General features: G+C 65.8%; 17 protein-coding genes and 1 tRNA gene. All 18 read left to right on the top strand.

Going from position 1 to position 19339, the window contains the following annotated elements; translation table 11 throughout:
* The first annotated feature begins 49 nt into the window (after positions 1-49).
* The 18 genes from CXQ91_RS04765 (at position 50) to CXQ91_RS04680 (ending at position 19281) form a co-directional block, all read left to right on the top strand.
* Positions 50-1654, top strand: coding sequence for an ABC transporter ATP-binding protein (locus tag CXQ91_RS04765; protein WP_104172760.1), 1605 nt, complete (start codon positions 50-52; stop codon positions 1652-1654).
* Positions 1647-3035, top strand: coding sequence for an ABC transporter permease (locus CXQ91_RS04760; protein ID WP_104172759.1), 1389 nt, complete (start codon positions 1647-1649; stop codon positions 3033-3035). Before CXQ91_RS04765 ends, CXQ91_RS04760 begins: the two co-directional genes overlap by 8 nt.
* A complete protein-coding gene (locus tag CXQ91_RS04755) occupies positions 3032-4360 on the top strand; it encodes an ABC transporter permease (RefSeq protein WP_104172758.1) in 1329 nt (442 codons plus the stop codon). Before CXQ91_RS04760 ends, CXQ91_RS04755 begins: the two co-directional genes overlap by 4 nt.
* Positions 4361-4365: 5 nt before the next feature.
* The gene (locus CXQ91_RS04750) at positions 4366-4803 is read left to right on the top strand and encodes a cytidine deaminase (RefSeq protein WP_104172858.1); all 438 of its coding nucleotides are present in this window, start codon (positions 4366-4368) and stop codon (positions 4801-4803) included.
* Positions 4800-6122, top strand: a complete 1323-nt coding sequence (locus CXQ91_RS04745; protein WP_104172757.1) for a thymidine phosphorylase — start codon at positions 4800-4802, stop codon at positions 6120-6122. The genes CXQ91_RS04750 and CXQ91_RS04745 overlap by 4 nt, the downstream gene beginning before the upstream one ends.
* Before the next feature lie 97 nt (positions 6123-6219).
* Positions 6220-6852, top strand: a complete 633-nt coding sequence (locus CXQ91_RS04740; RefSeq protein ID WP_104172756.1) for a DedA family protein — start codon at positions 6220-6222, stop codon at positions 6850-6852.
* A gap of 152 nt (positions 6853-7004) precedes the next feature.
* A complete protein-coding gene (locus tag CXQ91_RS04735) occupies positions 7005-7733 on the top strand; it encodes a DedA family protein (protein WP_258073825.1) in 729 nt (242 codons plus the stop codon).
* 40 nt (positions 7734-7773) lie between these two features.
* Positions 7774-8925 (top strand): adenosine deaminase, encoded by a 1152-nt coding sequence (locus tag CXQ91_RS04730; protein ID WP_104172857.1) that lies wholly within the window; start codon positions 7774-7776, stop codon positions 8923-8925.
* Positions 8926-9004: 79 nt separating this feature from the next.
* Positions 9005-9625 carry a MazG nucleotide pyrophosphohydrolase domain-containing protein gene (locus CXQ91_RS04725; RefSeq protein ID WP_104172755.1) on the top strand — a complete coding sequence of 207 codons (621 nt, stop codon included), beginning with the start codon at positions 9005-9007 and terminating at the stop codon, positions 9623-9625.
* A gap of 122 nt (positions 9626-9747) precedes the next feature.
* Positions 9748-11028, top strand: coding sequence for a phosphopyruvate hydratase (eno, locus tag CXQ91_RS04720; protein ID WP_104172754.1), 1281 nt, complete (start codon positions 9748-9750; stop codon positions 11026-11028).
* Between the two features lie 123 nt (positions 11029-11151).
* A complete protein-coding gene (locus tag CXQ91_RS04715) occupies positions 11152-11838 on the top strand; it encodes a septum formation initiator family protein (protein WP_104172753.1) in 687 nt (228 codons plus the stop codon).
* Positions 11839-11932: 94 nt separating this feature from the next.
* Positions 11933-12640, top strand: coding sequence for a DUF501 domain-containing protein (locus CXQ91_RS04710; RefSeq protein ID WP_374953625.1), 708 nt, complete (start codon positions 11933-11935; stop codon positions 12638-12640).
* Positions 12637-13587, top strand: a complete 951-nt coding sequence (locus CXQ91_RS04705) for a Ppx/GppA phosphatase family protein (protein WP_104172752.1) — start codon at positions 12637-12639, stop codon at positions 13585-13587. The genes CXQ91_RS04710 and CXQ91_RS04705 overlap by 4 nt, the downstream gene beginning before the upstream one ends.
* Before the next feature lie 107 nt (positions 13588-13694).
* On the top strand, positions 13695-15068 hold the full coding sequence (locus tag CXQ91_RS04700) for a S8 family serine peptidase (RefSeq protein WP_104172751.1): 1374 nt from the start codon (positions 13695-13697) through the stop codon (positions 15066-15068).
* Positions 15069-15120: 52 nt separating this feature from the next.
* Complete coding sequence (locus CXQ91_RS04695; protein ID WP_104172750.1) at positions 15121-16599, top strand: NAD(P)/FAD-dependent oxidoreductase; 1479 nt, start codon at positions 15121-15123, stop codon at positions 16597-16599.
* A 67-nt stretch (positions 16600-16666) separates the two neighbouring features.
* Complete coding sequence (locus CXQ91_RS04690; RefSeq protein WP_104172749.1) at positions 16667-17611, top strand: N-acetyltransferase; 945 nt, start codon at positions 16667-16669, stop codon at positions 17609-17611.
* Positions 17612-17631: 20 nt separating this feature from the next.
* Positions 17632-17705, top strand: a tRNA-Leu gene (locus CXQ91_RS04685).
* A gap of 226 nt (positions 17706-17931) precedes the next feature.
* Positions 17932-19281, top strand: coding sequence for an ABC transporter substrate-binding protein (locus tag CXQ91_RS04680; protein ID WP_104172748.1), 1350 nt, complete (start codon positions 17932-17934; stop codon positions 19279-19281).
* The last annotated feature ends 58 nt before the right edge of the window (positions 19282-19339 follow it).

The following is a 19339-nucleotide window of genomic DNA, read 5'->3' as shown; positions in this document are numbered from 1 at the left end:
ATATCCCGTCCGGGCACATTTTCCGGACGCTTCGAGATTGGTCAGAGTTTTGAAACTTGAACTCAGAGGGATCACCAAACGCTTCGGCTCCCTAATTGCCAACGATCACATCGATGTGGTTGTTGAACCCGGTCAAATTCATTGCCTGCTTGGTGAAAACGGCGCGGGCAAGTCCACGCTGATGAATGTCCTTTACGGACTGTACGAGCCCAGTGAGGGCGAAATCCTGGTGGACGGCAAAGCCGTCACCTTCCGCGGCCCGGGCGATGCCATGGCTGCAGGCATCGGCATGGTGCACCAGCACTTCATGCTGGTCCCGGTGTTTACCGTCGCGGAGAACGTGGCGCTCGGCGCCGAAACCACCAAGGCAGGCGGCTTCCTCAACCTGGATGACACCCGCCGGAAGATCAAGGAGATCTCCGACAGGTACGGATTCGACGTCGACCCCGACGCTCTGATCGAGGACCTTCCGGTGGGCGTCCAGCAACGCGTTGAGATCATCAAGGCCCTGGTCCGCGATGCGAAGGTGCTCATCCTTGACGAGCCCACGGCAGTGCTGACACCGCAGGACACCGATGAGCTGCTGGACATCATGCGCCAGCTGAAAAGCAGCGGCACGTCGATCGTCTTCATCTCCCACAAACTCCGCGAAGTGAAAGCCGTGTCCGACACGATCACCGTCATTCGGCGCGGCAAGGTGGTGGGCACGGCGGACCCTGGTGCGTCCACCACCGAGCTTGCCTCCATGATGGTGGGCCGCGCGGTCAACCTGACCCTGGACAAGGCACCGGCCAAGCCGCAGGAAACCACGTTCCAGGTCAAGGACCTCACCGTCATCGCCCCGACAGGCCAGCACGTTGTGGACGGCATCAGCTTCGACATCGCCCGCGGCGAAATCCTGGCCGTCGCAGGAGTGCAGGGCAACGGCCAGACGGAACTCACGGAAGCCATCCTGGGCCTGCAGGGACGCTGCCACGGATCAATCCTGCTTGACGGCGAAGAACTCCTGGGCCACAGCGTCAAGGAAGTGCTCAACGCAGGCGTCGGCTTTGTCCCTGAAGACCGGACCGTTGACGGGCTCATCGGCACGTTCTCCATCGCGGAAAACCTGGTGCTGGACCGCTACGACCAGCCGCCTTTCGCCAAGGGCATCAGCATGAGTCCCGCCAGGATCCTGGAGAACGCCAAGTCCCGGATCGACGAGTTCGACGTCCGGACCCCGTCCGGGTCACTGGCCGCGGGCACACTCTCAGGCGGAAACCAGCAGAAAGTGGTCATGGCCCGGGAGCTGTCCCGGCCGCTCCGCCTCTTCATCGCCTCCCAGCCCACCCGTGGCGTGGACGTGGGGTCCATCGAGTTCCTGCACAAACGCATCGTGGCCGAACGCGACCAGGGCACGCCGGTGATGATCATCTCCACCGAACTGGACGAAGTGATCGAGCTCGCCGACCGCATCGCCGTACTCTACAAGGGCAAGCTGGTGGGCATCGTCCCGGCCGGCACCGGCCGCGATGTCCTGGGCCTGATGATGGCCGGGCTTTCCCCGGAAAGCGCCCACGCGGACACCCCCCACGCTGCCCACGCTGACGCCACCGGGGCGCAGAAGCCCGCACAGACGTCCACTTCCGGTGCCGAAGGAGGCGACCATGACTGAACAGGACAAGCCCAAACACATGGCTGACGAAAACGCGGAGGAAAACCGCGACACGCAGGCACTTGAACGCCCGGCCCCGGCCGAAGAAGCCGCAGCGGCCACCTCGCTGGATACAGCCGGCGGCGCCCTGCAGCCCTCGGCCGTTCCCGTCTCGGCCCAGAGCGGCGCCGTTCCGGGCGGACCGGACACCCTAGTCCGGCGGATCTTGACCGGCAGCGGCATGGTCTCGGTCCTGGCCGTGCTGCTCGCCCTGATCCTTGGCGGACTCCTGATCGCCAGCACGGACAAGCAGGTGGGGGCCACGGCAAGCTACCTCTTTGCCCGACCCTCGGACTTCCTCTCGGCTGTCTGGACCGCCGCGACGCGTTCGTACGTCGCGCTGTTCCAGGGCTCCGTGTTCAACCCCCGCGGCTCCAGTGTCGCGGTGCAGTTTGCGCCGCTGATGGAGACCCTCACCATTGCGACACCGCTCATCACCGCGGGCCTGGGCGTGGCTCTGGCATTCCGTGCCGGCCTGTTCAACATCGGCGCCCAGGGCCAGATCATCATGGCCGGAATCCTTGCCGCCTGGGTCGGCTTCGCACTGCACCTGCCCGTGGGCCTGCACCTCCTGCTGGTCCTCGTCGCCGGCATTGTGGGCGGTGCCATCTGGGGTGGACTGGTGGGCCTGCTGAAGGCACGCACGGGAGCCCACGAGGTCATCCTGACCATCATGTTCAACTACATCGCCCTGTACTTCCTGCGCTACCTGCTGAACACCCCGGCGTTCCAGCGGCCGGGGGAGTCCAACCCCATCTCGCCGATCCTGGATCCCTCCGCTGTGTACCCGCAGATTTTCGGGACCCAGTACAGGCTGCACCTGGGCTTTGTCCTTGCCATCGCGGCCACCGTCTTCGTCTGGTGGCTGCTTAACCGGTCCACCGTCGGCTTCGAATTCCGGGCCGTCGGGGCGAACCCCAAGGCGGCACTGACCGCCGGAATCAACGTCCCCCGGGCCACGGTCCTGGTCATGGCGATCGCCGGCGCACTGGCAGGCATGTCCGGTGTGGCGCAGGTGGCGGGAACCGAAAAGGTCCTGACCGACGGCGTCGCCGCCACCTACGGCTTCGACGCCATCACCGTTGCGCTCCTGGGACGCTCGACGCCGTGGGGCACCTTCGCGGCCGGCCTGCTGTTCGGCGCCTTCCGCGCCGGGGCGGTGCAGATGCAGATCCAGACCGGAACCCCCATCGACATCGTGCTGGTGGTCCAGTCGCTGATCGTCCTGTTCATCGCAGCCCCGCCGTTGGTGCGTGCCATCTTCGGGCTCAATCCCCGCAAAAAGAAGGCCGCTAAGCCCGGCAAGTCCAGGACGGCAGCAACCACCGGAGGTGCAGCATGAGCACAACAGCAACGTCGCCCGTTCCGGGCGCGCCGCAGCCGGGAACACCGCAGTCGGCCAAGGAAAAGGCCCCCGCAGTTTCAGCGAAGCCCGTGACCTGGAAGGTGCCGGTCCTGCTGGCTGTCCTCGGCGTCGTGGCCTTCATCTTCTTCGGGGTCATGGGACCCAACCAGACAGCAAGCTTCGGGATCTCCTCGAGCGGTGACTTCTTCCAGCTTCCGGCCATCCAGGTGCCCGCCTTCCTCGGCGGCATCGCGCTTTCGGTCCTGATGCTGGGCCTCGCCGCCTACGCGGTGTACCTGAAAACCCGGAACGAGCGTTCTCCCGGCTGGCTTCCCATCGTCTTCATCGTCCTTTTTGTGGCGGCCTTCCTGATCTGGGTGGTGGGCGGCGCCCGCACACCCAGCATCTCGCTGGCCGGTCTCATCGCCGGTTCCGTGACGCTCGCCGTTCCCCTCGTTTTCGGCTCCCTCTCGGGCGTGCTCTGCGAACGCGCGGGCGTCGTAAACATCGCGATTGAGGGCCAGCTGCTCGGCGGTGCGTTCACCGCGGCAATGGTGGCCACGCTGACCAAGAGCCCCTTCGTCGGGCTGCTGGCCGCGGCCGTTGCCGGCGCAGTCGTCTCCATGGTGCTGGCTGTCTTCAGCATCAAATACCTGGTCAACCAGATCATCGTCGGCGTGGTCCTCAACGTGCTGGTCTCCGGCCTGACCGGTTTCCTGTTCAGTACCGTGATGCAGGCCAACAAAGCCCAGTTCAACTCACCGGGCCGCCTGCCCATTATCGACATCCCCGTGCTGTCCAGCATCCCGGTGATCGGCTCCATTCTGTTTAAGCAGTCCGTGGTGGGGTACCTGATGTACATTGCGGTCATCGTGGTGTGGATCGGCCTCTTCAAGACCAAATGGGGCCTGCGCGTCCGGGCCGTCGGGGAACACCCGCAGGCCGCCGACACCCTGGGCATCAAAGTCAATGCCACGCGCTTCTGGAACGTCACGCTCGGCGGTGCCGTGGCAGGCATAGGCGGTTCCTTCTTCACGCTGGTGGCGATTGACAGCTTCACCAAGGAGATCTCGGGCGGACGCGGCTTCATCGCCCTGGCCGCGCTCATCTTCGGCCGGTGGAACCCGATCGGTGCCTTTTTCGCCGCACTGCTGTTCGGCTTCGCGGACAACCTGCAGAGCATCGTGACCATCATCGGCACACCGGTTCCGAGCCAGTTCATGGCCATGCTGCCCTACCTGGTGACGGTACTCGCCGTGGCTGGACTGGTTGGCCGCTCCAGGCCGCCGGCGGCTGACGGCATACCCTACGTCAAGGGTTGACGGCCGTGGAAGACGCTTCGCACCCGGAAGTTTCGCCCCACCCGGCCGCGGACGTGGACTGGGTGGCCCTCGAAGCCGCCGCCGTGTCCGCCATGAAGAACGCGTATGCGCCGTATTCGAAGTTCGCGGTGGGGGCAGCTGCCCTCACCGCGGACGGCAGGATCGTCAGCGGCTGCAACGTCGAGAACGCCAGCTACGGCCTGACACTGTGCGCGGAATGCTCCCTGGTGGGCAACCTGCACATGACCGGAGGCGGGCTGCTGCGCGCCTTCTACTGTGTGGACGCCGGCGGCAACATCCTGATGCCGTGCGGGCGCTGCCGCCAGCTGCTGTACGAATTCCGGGCTCCCGACATGGAGCTGATGACAACGCAGGGAATCAAAACCATGGACCAGGTGCTACCCGACGCCTTTGGTCCCCAACACCTGGAGGAACCCCGGTGACACAAACACCAAGAAACACCGAGGCGTTCGACGCCGTCGACATCATCCGCATCAAGCGGGACAGGGGCGTCCTGACCCCGGAACAGATCGACTGGACCATCGATGCCTATACCCGGGGCGCGATCGCCGACGAGCAGATGGCCGCCCTGAACATGGCCATCCTGCTCAACGGCATGGACCGCGCGGAGATCTCGCGCTGGACCGCTGCGATGATCGCCTCCGGCGAACGGATGGACTTCTCCAGCCTGCGGCGTCCCGACGGCGGCGTGAAAGCGACGTCGGACAAGCACTCAACAGGGGGAGTGGGGGACAAGATCACGCTGCCGCTGGCACCGCTGGTCGCTGTTTTCGGCGTAGCGGTCCCGCAGCTCTCCGGGCGCGGCCTCGGCCACACCGGCGGCACGCTGGACAAACTGGAGTCAATCCCGGGGTGGCGCGCAGCGCTGAGTAACGACGAGATGATGGCCCAGCTGCAGGACGTCGGGGCGGTGATCTGTGCCGCGGGCGCCGGCCTGGCGCCTGCGGACAAGAAGCTCTATGCCTTGAGGGACGTCACCGGAACCGTGGAGGCCATCCCGCTCATCGCGTCCTCCATTATGAGCAAGAAAATCGCCGAAGGCACCGGCTCGCTGGTCCTGGACGTCAAGGTGGGAAGCGGCGCCTTCATGAAGGATGAGGCCCGCGCCAGGGAACTGGCCGAGATAATGGTCGCACTGGGCAAGGACGCCGGGGTCAACACGGTTGCCCTGCTGACCAACATGGACACGCCACTGGGGCTCACGGCCGGAAACGCCATCGAGGTGGAGGAGTCTGTGGAGGTGCTGGCCGGCGGCGGTCCGGAAGACGTCGTCGAACTGACCGTCCGCCTGGCCGAGGAAATGCTGGCCTGCGCAGGCGTGCACGACGCCGACCCGCGTGCCGCGCTTAAGGACGGCCGGGCCATGGACGTGTGGAACCGCATGATCGAGGCGCAGGGCGGCGACCCCCGCGCCACATTGCCTGTGGCCAAGGAGTCCGAGGTTATCTACGCGCCGGCCGACGGTGTCCTCGTGCAGCTGGACGCCCTGGCCGTGGGTGTGGCGGCCTGGCGGCTGGGCGCCGGCCGGGCCCGCAAGGAGGACCAGGTCCAGGCAGGAGCCGGCGTCAGGCTGCACGCCAAGCCCGGTGCCGTGGTCCGTGCCGGCGAGCCGCTGATGACACTGCTGACGGACACCCCGGAGAAGTTCGGACGTGCCAAGGAAGCCCTTGAAGGGGCCGTGCTGGTTGCGCCGGAAGGCTCCCGGCCGGCGCAGAAACTCATCATCGACCGCATCGCCTGACCACGTGGTTCTCTCCGGCCGGGTCCCTGCGGCGGCGGCGCCTGCCGCCTGCGGACCGGTCGGGGAGAAAACGGGTGGCCCCGGCCGTTAGGAAACTGTGCAGGCTATCAACGACTTCATTCTTGCGGCGGCCGGGCAGCCCTGGGTTCTCCTGCTGGTGCTGGCCTGCTGCGTGATCGACGGGTTCTTCCCGCCGATCCCCAGCGAGTCGGTGGTAGTGGGCCTGGCCGCCGTGGCAGCAACCGCCGATGTCCCCAACCCCTGGCTGCTGATGCTCATGGCCGCGCTGGGTGCATTCGGCGGTGACAACATCGCCTACCTGATCGGACGCAGGGTGGGTACGCGGCGGTGGCGGTGGATGCGCGGACCGCGGATGCAGACAGCCTTCCACTGGGCCGGGAATGAGCTGAGGAAGCGGCCGGCGTCCCTGGTGCTCGTGGCCCGTTTTGTTCCGATCGGCCGCGTGGCAGTGAACCTCACAGCCGGAGCCACGCAATTTCCGCATTTGCGGTTCGTGGGGCTGACCGTGCTGTCCGCCGCGCTGTGGTCCTCATATTCCGTGGCGATCGGCCTGTTTTTCGGGCAGTGGTTCGAGGACAACCACCTGCTCGGTGCCAGCATTGCTATTGTCTGCGCCATCCTGCTCGGGATCATTGTTGACATCATGATCGGCCGCTTCCGTGGCCGGCTGCCCGAAGAACCTGCGGAGGAGCCCGCATCAGGTCCCTAGCAAGTGCCCATGCAGCGGCCGGCGTACCAGCACGCGCCCGCCCATAGGAGGCTCCAGTGAATTGTTTTTCTCCCACCGGAGCGTAGCGAATCATGCTTCTGACATGCGACACTAAATAGGATTTCCATCACTTCATAGGAGCAGGGCCCCGCGTGGAATTTATCAATGAGGCAGTGCTCCATGCCGCAGGCCAATGGTGGATTTATCCCATACTGCTGGTGTTCTTTTTTGTTGACGGTTTCGCGATGGTGGTACCCAGCGAAACGCTCATCGTCGCCCTCGCTGCGTTCTCACGCCAGAGCGGCGAACCCAACCTCTGGATCCTCGGGGCCACCGCGCTGGTCGGCGCCATTGCCGGCGACAACATGGCGTACATGCTGGGGAGAAAGATCGGGCTGGAACGGTGGCGCTGGATGCGCAAACCCAAGGTGCAGAAAGTCTTCGCGTGGGCCCACTATGAGCTGGAGAAGCGCGGCGCCGTCCTGGTCTTCACGGCCCGGTACATCCCCTGGGGCCGCGTGGCCGTTAATTACGTTGCCGGCACTACAGCTTTTCCGCACCGCAGGTTCTTCATCCTGGATGCCTTTGCCTGCGTCACCTGGGTGGGCTACTCGATCGGGATAGGCCTACTGGCCAGTTCCTTCCCCTTGCTGCATGACAACCCGTTGCTCGGCGCCGGTATCGCCGTCGTGTTCGCCGTAATTCTCGGAATCATCATCGACCACCTGCTGCGCTGGTGGCACAAGCGGCTCGGACGCCATGACGCCGAAGTCGTGGACGAGTGGCTGGACGGCGGAACCGGCACCGCCCCGGCGGCTGTCCACAGCCACGGGACGGTCCTCGCCGCCCCCGCCGGAGATGCCGAGGCCAGGGAAGCCTGACGGCTGGCATTACGCGGCCGCCGACCCTAAGGTGGGAACCGTGACTGAGCCTATTCTTGACGCTGCCCCTGCCATCGACTTCGACCTCAAGAGCCTCCCCAAGGTATCCCTGCACGACCACCTGGACGGCGGCCTGCGCCCGGCCACCATCATCGAACTGGCGGAGGCCGTCGGACACACCCTGCCCTCCACCGATCCGGTGGCGCTGGGGGAATGGTTCCGTGAATCCGCCGACTCCGGCTCCCTGGTCCGCTACCTCGAGACCTTCGACCACACCATCGCCGTGATGCAGACCAAAGAGGGCCTCTTCCGGGTGGCCAAGGAATTCGTTGAAGACCTTGCCGACGACGGCGTGGTGTACGGCGAAGTGCGCTGGGCGCCGGAGCAGCACCTGCAGAAGGGGCTGACGCTGGACGAAGTGGTCGAAGCCATCCAGGAAGGGCTCGACGCCGGCGTGGACGCCGTCGCCGAAACCGGCCGGGAAATCCAGGTGGGCCAGCTCATCACGGCCATGCGCCATGCGGACCGCGGCCAGGAGATTGCCGAACTGGCGGTCCGGCACCGCAACAACGGAGCCGTGGGCTTCGACATTGCCGGAGCCGAGGACGGCTTCCTGCCGGCCCGCTTCCGCGACGCCTTCACCTACCTGGCCCAGCACAATTTCCCCGCCACGGTGCACGCCGGCGAAGCCGCAGGCCTGGAAAGCATCCAGTCCGCCCTTGTTGACGGCCGTGCCCTGCGCCTGGGCCACGGCGTGCGCATCGCCGAGGACATCACGGTCGAATTCGACGACGAAGACGCAGAAGAGGGAGACGACGCCGACGACAACATCGGCATGGTGACCCTTGGCGAGCTTGCCAGCTGGGTCCGCGACCGCGGCATCGCCCTGGAGATCTGCCCGTCCTCCAACCTGCAGACCGGCGCCATCGCCGGCTTCGGGGAGGGTATCGAAAGCCACCCGCTGGACATGCTCTACCAGATCGGCTTCAACGTCACCATCAACACCGACAACCGGCTGATGAGCGGCGTGACCCTCACCGACGAGTTCGAACTGCTCGTGGAGACCTTTGACTACGATCTGGACGATCTCCTTGAGCTGACACTCAACGCCGCCGAGGCCGCGTTCCTGCCGCTGGAGGAAAAGGAAGCCCTCGTTGAGTACATCAACGACGCCTACGCCAATCTTGCCTAAGGACGGTTCGGGCCCGGCCGCCTCAGGGGTCACCTCTTTGGCGGCAAGGATAGCCGCCCTCCGGGAGCACTGCCCCTGGATGGGGGCACTCACCCACGAGTCCCTCGTGGAGTACCTCCTCGAGGAGGCCTTTGAGGTCGCCGAAACAATTGAAACCGGCGCCGACGAGGCAGAGCTCCGCGGGGAGCTGGGCGATGTGCTGCTCCAGGTGGTGCTGCACGCCCGCCTCGCAGAGGAACGGGGGAGCTTCGGCTTCGCCGACGTCGTCCAGGGGCTTGAGGCGAAGCTGATCCGCCGGAATCCGCACGTGTTCCGCCCGGACGGCTCGCTGCAGGACACCTTCCCCGCCAGCGTGGCGGAGATCGTCCGGAAATGGGACTCCATCAAGCGGGCCGAGAAGCCGGAACGCGGTGATCCTTTCGAGGGAATCCCGCAGGCGCTTCCGGCTCTCGCCCGGGCCCAAAAGTCCCTGGATCGGGCCGGGCGGGCAGGCATCACGGCGGCCGCACCCGTCCCCTCAGTGGGTCAGCTCGTCGGCGCCTTCGCCACTGAGGATGAGCTCGGGGAGTTTCTCTTCGAGCTCGCCGCCGCCGCCCGGACCAGGGATTTCGACGCCGAACGCGCCCTCCGCGGGGCCGTCCGGCGTTACCAGGACAGCCACCGCCCTGGTCACCCGGCTACGCCCCGGACGGGATCATGACGTCCGGGTTCTGGATAGGTTTCCGTAACGTGCACCACTCTCGACTACGCTAGTCCCTGACGAGGACGTCGAGTTTTTCCGCTAGTTTCCCAGTAAATCGCTTCACCATAAGGAGCATATTCATGGCGCTTATCGATGCCATCCACGCCCGCGAGATCCTCGATTCCCGTGGCAACCCGACCGTAGAAGTTGAAGTTCTGCTGTCCGACGGCCAGATCGGCCGCGCAGCAGTCCCCTCCGGTGCTTCCACCGGCGAACACGAGGCCGTTGAACTCCGCGACGGAGACAAGGGACGCTACCTCGGCAAGGGTGTCCAGAAGGCCGTTGACGCTGTCATCGACCAGATCGCTCCGGCCCTGACCGGCTTCGACGCCACCGACCAGCGCAGCATCGACCAGGCCATGATCGACCTGGACGGCACCGCGAACAAGGGCAAGCTCGGCGCCAACGCCATCCTGGGTGTTTCCCTGGCCGTGGCCAACGCCGCTGCAGCTTCCGCTGACCTGCCGCTGTACAAGTACCTCGGCGGCCCCAACGCGCACGTCCTGCCCGTTCCGCTGATGAACATCCTCAACGGTGGCTCGCACGCCGACTCCGACGTGGACATCCAGGAATTCATGATTGTCCCGATCGGCGCTGAGACCTTCTCCGAGGGCCTGCGCTGGGGCGTTGAGGTCTACCACAACCTCAAGTCCGTCCTGCAGGCCAAGGGCCTCTCCACCGGCCTCGGCGACGAGGGTGGCTTCGCTCCGAACCTGCCGTCCAACCGTGCCGCCCTGGACCTGATCCAGGAAGCCATCAAGAACGCCGGCTACACCCCGGGCAAGGACATCGCCCTGGCACTGGACGTTGCGTCCTCCGAGTTCTTCAAGGACGGCGCCTACCAGTTCGAAGGCAAGGCACTTTCCGCCACCGAGATGAGCGCCTACTACGCCGAGCTCGTGGCCGACTACCCGCTGGTTTCCATCGAGGACCCGCTGGATGAAAACGACTGGGAAGGCTGGAAGACCCTCACCGACTCCATCGGCGACAAGGTCCAGCTCGTGGGCGACGACCTGTTCGTCACCAACCCGGCGATCCTGCAGCGCGGCATCGACACCAAGACCGCCAACTCGCTCCTGGTCAAGGTCAACCAGATCGGCTCCCTGACTGAGACGCTGGATGCAGTGTCGCTGGCCCAGCGTGCCGGCTACACCACCATCACCTCGCACCGCTCCGGCGAAACCGAGGACACCACGATTGCTGACATCTCCGTTGCCACCAACGCGGGCCAGATCAAGACCGGTGCCCCGGCACGCTCCGAGCGCGTCGCCAAGTACAACCAGCTGCTGCGCATCGAAGAGGAACTCGACGACGCCGCACGCTACGCCGGACGCAGCGCATTCCCGCGTTTCAAGGGCTAGCCTCCAAAAAAACAGCTGACCGGTGGCTATGGTTGAAGACCATGGCCACCGGTTCTGTTTGTGCCAAGGACCGGTTCGCGGCCAGAACTGAGCACAGCACGGACCATTCATTACAGGAGTGTCATGGCCACCCGCCGTCCCAAGGTTCCCCGGGCTACGCCCGCGGCGCGACAGTCCAAGGACGCCGACGACGGCGCTGAAGTCATCCGCGCGGATTTCGGCGCGACGCGGCACCTGCCCGCCGCCGAGGCCAAACCGCCCGCTGCGCCCGGGAAAGCCACCACGGCAAGCCGCCTGGGGGCGTCGGTCAAAGCCGGGGTTGCCGCCGGCAAGCAGGCCGCCGGCCGGCCGGCCGGCAGCCAGTCACCGGGCCAATCCCACCGGGCGTCCGGGACAAATGCCTCGGATAACCAGGATCCCGTCCCCGCCAAGGCCTTTTCCGGACGGATGCTGGCCCTGGCCGTGGTCATGATTGCCATCACCATCATGCTTGCCCCCACGGTCAAGATCTTCATCGACAAACGGGCCGAGATCGCCGCGCTCGAGGCGGATATCGCGGCACGGCAAGCCGAACGGGACAACCTGAAACTCCAGGTCTCCCGGTGGCAGGACCCGAACTACGTGAAACAGCAGGCCCGCGACCGCATTAACATGGTTATGCCGGGAGAAACCGGCTACTGGGTGTTTGGCAGCGATCTGCCGGCCGGGACCGCCAGTGGCCAGGCCGGTACAGGATCAGCACAGGACCCGGCCAACCTGCCATGGGTGGACTCGCTTTGGGAGTCCATCAGGCGTTCGGCAACAGACTAGAGGCGGTGCCCTCCGCCGGCTGTCCCACGGGTCAGCCTCCAAGGGCAGGAAGGCGGCCGCGCCAGTGGACCAGCATGCAGTGGGCGAAAATGCCCTGGACGGAAACCCCGTCGAGGAAGACGCCGCAGCCGTGACGGCTTACAGCCACCCGTCTGCCCGCGACCTGGACGTCCTGAGCCGCCAGTTGGGGCGTCCCGTGCGCGACGTCGTCGAAATCCCGGCCCGCTGCGTCTGCGGCAACCCCCTGGTCGCGGCGACGTCACCACGGCTCAGCAACGGAACGCCGTTCCCCACCACTTTCTACCTGACCCACCCGGTCATTACGGCGGCCGTGTCCCGGCTCGAAGCCGCCGGTCTGATGAACCGGATGAACGAGCGCCTCTCAGCAGACTCCGGCCTCGCCGCGGACTACCGCGCGGCACACGAGGCCTATCTCGTGTCCCGGGCGGAGATTGGCGAGCGGTCAGGCATTGGAGCCGTCCCCGAGATCGACGGGATCTCCGCAGGCGGGATGCCCGCCCGCGTGAAGTGCCTCCACGTCCTGGTGGGCCATTCCCTCGCTGCCGGCCCCGGAGTCAATCCGCTGGGCGACGAAGCCATTGCCGCCATCAGCGAATGGTGGACAGCGGACCGTTGCTATTGCGACGGCGCCTGGGACACCGGGGGAGAGGCGCCCTCAAAGGACCTCAGCCGCCACGGGCCGCAGGGACTTCCGGACATCGTGGGCCGCCCGGCTCCCGTACGCAACACCCAGCGGCACGCTGAAGAGACCACCGAAGACTCCACGGAGGCCGCCAAGTGACCCGGGTTGCCGCCATCGACTGCGGAACCAATTCGATCCGACTCCTGATCGCGGACGTGGACGGAAACGGGAGCAGTTCCACGCTCACCGACGTCGTGCGTGAAATGCGTGTGGTGCGGCTGGGCCAGGGCGTGGACGCAACAGGCGAACTGGCACAGGAGGCCCTCGACCGGACCTTTGCGGCAACGTCCGACTACGCCGAACTTATCCGTGAGCACGGAGCCGGGAAGGTCCGCTTCGTTGCCACCTCCGCCACCCGCGACGCCCGCAACCGGAAGGTGTTCGTGGACGGCATCCGCGAGATCCTCGGCGTGGAACCCGAAGTCATCACAGGCGACGAGGAAGCCGCGCTTTCCTTCGCCGGCGCCAGCAGCGTGCTTCCGTCCCGAGGCGCCGCCCCCGTGCTCGTGGTGGACCTCGGCGGCGGAAGCACCGAATTTGTCCTCGGCGACGCCAGCGGCGTCATCGCCGCCAAATCCGTGGACGTCGGCTGCGTCCGGATGACGGAACGCCACCTTCGTAACGACCCGCCGTCGGCGGAGCAGATCGCTGCGGCGGAGGCCGACGTCGACGCCGCCATCAGCGAGGCGGGACAGGCCGTTCCGCTGGACCGCACCACCGCCGTCGTCGGCGTGGCAGGGTCGGTCACCACCATTACCGCCCATGCGCTGCGGCTGCCGGAATACTCGCCTGGGGCCATCCACGGCGCGGAACTTCCCCTCGGCACGTTTGGCGAAGCCTGCACGGATCTCCTGGAGATGTCCAAGGCCGACCGCGCCGGACTGCCGTACATGCACCCTGGCCGGGTTGACGTCATCGGCGCCGGCGGCCTGGTCTGGCGCCGTGTTTTGGGACGCCTGGCCGAGGTGACGGAGGGCAGGATCACTTCGGCAGTGGCCAGTGAACACGATATTCTCGACGGAATTGCCCTGAGTATCAGATCGTGACGTGGCATCAGCCAATGAAGACGCGCCGGCCGGATTCCGCATCCCGCCGGTACGACGCGACAGCAGCCTGCCACCGTGCCGCCAGATGTAGAGCCGATTGGACCCGAATGACCAGAGCAACAACCCGCTGGGGCCGGACGGCCTCCGCCGTGACTGCGATGGCCCTTGCCGCAGGAAGCCTGGCGACGTCGCTGATCGCGGCGCCGGAAGCCCGTGCCGATTCATGGCGGGACAAGCAATACTGGCTGGCCGAGTCCGGCATCACCAAGGCGTGGGAGGTCTCCAAGGGCGCCAACGTCAAGGTGGCTGTCATCGACAGCGGCGTGGACGCCAAGCACCCGGACCTGAAAGGCGTGGTTGTTGGGGGAAGCGACGCTTCCGGGGCCGGCAGCGCCGACGGGCAGAAGAGCATCGGTTCAAAGCCGGAGCACGGCACGCTGGTGGCAACGATGCTGGCCGGCCGCGGCCACCAGCCGCCGAAGTCCACCGCCAGTCCCGGGGCCAAACCGGCACCCGGCCCGGACGGCATAGTGGGCGTCGCCCCCGAGGCGCAGATCCTCTCGGTTTCCACCTGGCTTGGATCTTCGAATCCCGGCGGGAAGAGTGACCAGGAACAGATTCCCGCCGCCGTCCGCTGGGCGGTCGACAACGGCGCCCGCGTGATCAACATTTCGCTGGGCAGCACCTCTCCGGAGTGGCCGCAGAGCTGGGACGCGGCGTTCCTCTACGCCGAACAAAAAGACGTGGTCATCGTTGCGGCCGCCGGCAACCGCGTGGGCGGCAACGTACAGGTGGGGGCGCCGGCAACCATCCCCGGCGTCCTGACGGTGGCAGGGCTGGACCGCAAGGGTGCTGCCAGTGTGGACGCCTCATCCCAGGGCATCAGTATCGGCGTGGCGGCGCCGGCGGAAAACCTGATCGGAGGCATGCCCGGCGGCGACTATGCGGAATGGGCCGGCACCTCCGGTTCCACGCCCATCGTGTCCGGCGTGGCGGCGCTGATCCGCTCCAAGTGGCCAGAAATGACAGCCAGCCAGGTCATCAACAGGATTGTCACCACGGCCAAGGACGCCGGTGCGCCGGGCAAGGACCCCATCTACGGTTATGGCGTGCTCAACGCCGAGGCGGCGCTGAAGGACGACGTGCCGGAAACCAAGGTGAACCCGCTGGGCACCGTAGCTGACTGGATCAGGGTCCACCGCCGCGGCGAGCCCGTCGCCAGCACGCCCGCTGTAGCACCCGGTGACAGCCCTACGAGTGCCCCGCCCACGCTTCCCGCCGCCACGATACCCGTGGCCGAGGCTCCGTCCCGGCTGGACAGTGCCGTGCCGGCGATGGTGGTTATCGGCTTCGGACTGCTGTTCGCGGCCATCGTCGCAGGTGCCGCATTCCAGCTTCGAAGGGCATCCCGTAATCCCCGGCGCGTGCGCGACGAGCCGGAGAGCGGAGTACTGAACGCGGTGGACTCCGGCGGAACGTAACGGCCTGCCATTAGTTAGTGAAGATTTTCACAAACTACTGTATTCTTAAATCATGGCAACAACCCCACAGCTCCAGGACCGTCCCAGGGTACTCGTCGTCGGCGGCGGGTACGTCGGCCTGTACGTAGCCCTCAAACTGCAGAACAAGATCGCGAATGCCGGTGGCATCGTCACTGTCGTTGATCCGCTGCCCTACATGACTTACCAGCCCTTCCTGCCGGAAGTAGCCGGCGGAAACATTGAGGCGCGCCACGCTGTCGTCTCCCACCGCCAGCACCTGAAGCAGACGGAACTCATCCAGGGCCGCGTCACGTCGATTGACCACGCGAACCGGACAGCCGTGGTTGCCCCGTCCGACGGCGGCCCGAACTTTGAGGTGCCGTACTTCGACGTCGTCATTGCCGCTGGCGCCATTACCCGCACCTTCCCGATCAAGGGCCTGGCGGACAAGGGCATCGGCCTCAAGACCATCGAGGAAGCCGTTGCACTCCGCAACAAGGTCCTCGAGCGGATCGAAGCCGGTTCCACCATCACCGATCCCGCAGCACGCGCCCGTGCCCTCACCTTCGTGGTGGTTGGCGGCGGCTTCGCCGGCATCGAGTGCATCACCGAGATGGAAGACCTCGCCCGCGCGGCAGTCAAGAACAACCCCCGCGTCAAGCAGGAGGAAGTCCGCTTCGTCCTGGTTGAAGCCATGGGCCGCATCATGCCCGAGGTCACGGCCAAGCAGGCCGACTGGGTCGTTGAGCACCTGCGCAGCCGCGGCATCGAGGTGCTGCTGAACACCTCGCTGGACAGCGCCGAGGGCTCCCTGAAGCTCATCAACCTTCCGGACAAGACCCCGGCACAGGAATTCGAAGCAGACACCCTCGTCTGGACTGCCGGTGTGCAGGCCAACCCGATGGTCCGCTCCACCGACTTCCCGCTCGAGCCGCGCGGACGCGTCCGTGTCCTTCCGGACCTGCGCGTCGCGGGGGACGAAGGCATCATCGAGAACGCCTGGGCTGCCGGCGACATCGCCGCCGTGCCGGACCTCACGGGCAGCGGCCTGCCGGACGGTACCTGCGTACCGAACGCGCAGCACGCCCTTCGCCAGGCCAAGCGCCTCGCCAAGAACCTGTGGGCCTCCCGCTGGGACAAGGAGCTCAAGGACTACAAGCACAAGAACCTGGGCGCCGTTGCCGGTTTCGGTGAATGGAAGGGCGTTGCCAACATCAACCTCCTGGGCCGCATCGGCCTCAAGGGCCCCCTGGCCTGGCTGGCGCACCGCGGCTACCACGGAATGGCCATGCCCACGGTTGAGCGCAAAATCCGTGTCATCTTCGGCTGGATCCTCTCCTTCATCATGGGCCGCGACACCACGCAGCTGATCGACCTGGACAACCCGCGTGGCGCATTCGTCGCCGCCGCCGCTCCGGCACCCAAGCCGGCTGTAGCTCCGGCCGCACCGGCCGCTGAAAAGCCGGCGGAGTCCGGCGGCGCCGGAAGCACCAGCCAGCAGAAGCAGACCGTGTCGGCTGACAACAAGTAGCAGGCGAAAGCCGTCGACGGCGGCCGTTCCCCCGAGGGAACGGCCGCCGTTGCTGTTTAATGGCCCCATGACTGGTGAAAAGGACATCCGGACCCTCTTGGCATCCATCCACCCCATCCTGCGGCAGGGTGAGTACGTCTACGCCCTCTGGCCGTACGGCAGGCCGCTTGTTGCCGGCATTGAAGCCGCGGTCAGGGAAGCGGAAGGCCTCACGGTGGTGCTGCCGCGGGCGGAGGCGGACAAGCTGGAGCTTCCCTACGACTTTGTTGCCGCGTGGATCACGCTCGAGGTGCATTCATCCCTCGAAGCCATCGGGCTCACGGCCGCAGTCAGCGCGGCGCTCACGGACGCCCGCATCAGCTGCAACGTCCTGGCCGGATTCCACCACGACCATCTCCTGGTTCCGGTGGCCGACGCAGAACGCGCCCTGGAAATACTCCACGAACTTGCGGCCGAAAGCTCGGACCAGCCTGCGCCCGAACTTGTCCTGCGCAGTGAGCGGCCGGAGGACAGGCCGGCCATCCTGGAGCTGACGGCGGCGGCCTTCTCGGTCTCGCCGGCGACCGGGCTCCCCGTCGACGGCGAACCCATTGAGGTCGGGCTGCTGAAGGAACTCTTCGACTGCGAGGAGTATCTGCCCCAGTTCAGCATCGTTGCCGAACAGGCAGGCGAAGTGGTGGGCCACGTCATCAGCACCCGGGGTTGGGTGGGGGACCTCGAGCTCCTGGGGCTTGGCCCCATCGGAGTGGTGCCCCGGCTGCAGCGCCACGGGATCGGCTCCGCACTCATGCAGGAAACCGTGGCGCGTGCCAATGCCGCGGGGGAGAGGGGGATTGCCTTGCTGGGCGGCCCGGAGTATTACTCCCGTTTCGGCTTCGTGCCGTCGGTCTCCCTGGGCATCGAACCGCCGGAGGACCGGTGGGGGGAACACTTCCAGCTGCTCCCGCTAGCGGTTTGGCCCGGAGGTGTCCATGGAAGGTTCCGGTATGCCGGGCCCTTCGAACGGCTCTGACGGGATACCATTGACCGGGCGCCCCAGTAGCCCAATTGGCAGAGGCAGCGGACTTAAAATCCGCGTGTTGTGGGTTCGAGTCCCACCTGGGGTACTTTCCTTTCCTTGACGCGCCGTCCTTCCGTGCGCCCTCCTCCGGCGGGATCATGCCGCTTTTCTGCACCTCCGCATCGTGGTTTCCCATATGCAACGACTGTTATAAGGATGTGACCATAGTCACTTATGTTCGCGGGAAAATTGCACTAGCTTGAAGTTAAATCAGGAACACCTGGTAATTCGCATCAAAGGCCGTTCGCACCTTTCGATCGAGGAGACTCTAAATGATTTCACTCCCCCAGGCGGCGCCCCGAGTCGCTAAGCTGACAGCGCTTAGCATCGGCGTCGCCCTTCTGGCTACGGCTTGTGGCGGCTCGTCCACCCCGAGTTCGACAGGCTCCACCACCCCGGCAGCCTCTGGTATTGCGTGCCCGGCGCCCAGCGCCAGCGGCAGCGCCACCACCACGGCAGGCGCCGGCGGCTCGGTTCCCGCCTCGACCACCACCACCGAAACACCGCTCAAGATTGGATCGCTCCTGCCGACAACGGGGTCGCTGGCGTTCCTCGGCCCGCCCGAAATTGCCGGTGTCAACCTTGGCATCAAGGAAGTCAATGACGCAGGCGGCGTACTGGGCAAGCCCGTTGAGGTGATCCACCGCGACTCCGGCGACACCAAGACGGACATCGCCACGCAGTCCACCACTGCGCTGCTCGGAAGCGGCGTCAGCGCCGTCATCGGTGCTGCTTCATCTGGTGTTTCCAAGACAGTCATCAACCAGATCACCGGTGCAGGCGTAATCCAGTTCTCGCCGGCGAACACGTCCCCTGACTTCACCACCTGGGATGACAAGGGCCTCTACTGGCGCACGGCTCCCTCGGACGTGCTGCAGGGCAAGGTCCTCGGCAACTACATGGCGACCTGTGGCGCACAGACCGTGGGCATGATCGTCCTGAACGATGCGTACGGCACCGGCCTGGCGAAGAACGTCAAGTCCGCTTTCGAAGCTGCCGGCGGCAAGGTTGTGGCCGAGGAGCTCTTCAACGAAGGCGACTCGCAGTTCAGCAGCCAGGTGGACAAGGTCATTGCTGCCAAGCCCGACGCCATCGCCCTGATCACCTTCGACCAGGCCAAGAGCATCGTTCCCCTGATGACCGGCAAGGGCATCAAGGCGACCCAGATGTTCATGGTGGACGGCAACACGTCGGACTACAGCAAGGACTTCCAGGCCGGGACGCTGAAGGGCGCCCAGGGCACCATCCCGGGCACGTTCGCCAAGGATGACTTCAAGAAGAAGCTGCTGGCCATTGACCCGGCCCTGAAGGACTACAGCTACGCAGGCGAGTCCTACGACGCCGTCAACCTGATCGCCCTGGCAGCCGAGGCCGCCAAGAGCACCAAGGGCACTGACATCGCCAAGCAGCTCAAGGCAGTCTCGGAAGCCGGCGAGAAGTGCACCGACTTCGCATCCTGCGTCACGCTGCTCCGCAACGGCAAGGACATCGACTACGACGGCCAGTCCGGTCCGGTGACCTTCTCAGACGCCGGTGACCCGACGGAAGCCTACATCGGCATCTACGAGTACCAGGATGACAACACCTACAAGCCGTCCAAGGAAGAATTCGGCAAGCTGTAACGCCGCCTCAACCTAGACAGCACGAAAGCCCCCGTCCAGCCGGACGGGGGCTTTCTGC

This window comes from Arthrobacter sp. Y81 (assembly GCF_002929335.1).
Classification (GTDB): Bacteria; Actinomycetota; Actinomycetes; order Actinomycetales; family Micrococcaceae; genus Arthrobacter.
This window is presented reverse-complemented; position numbering and strand designations above follow the sequence as displayed.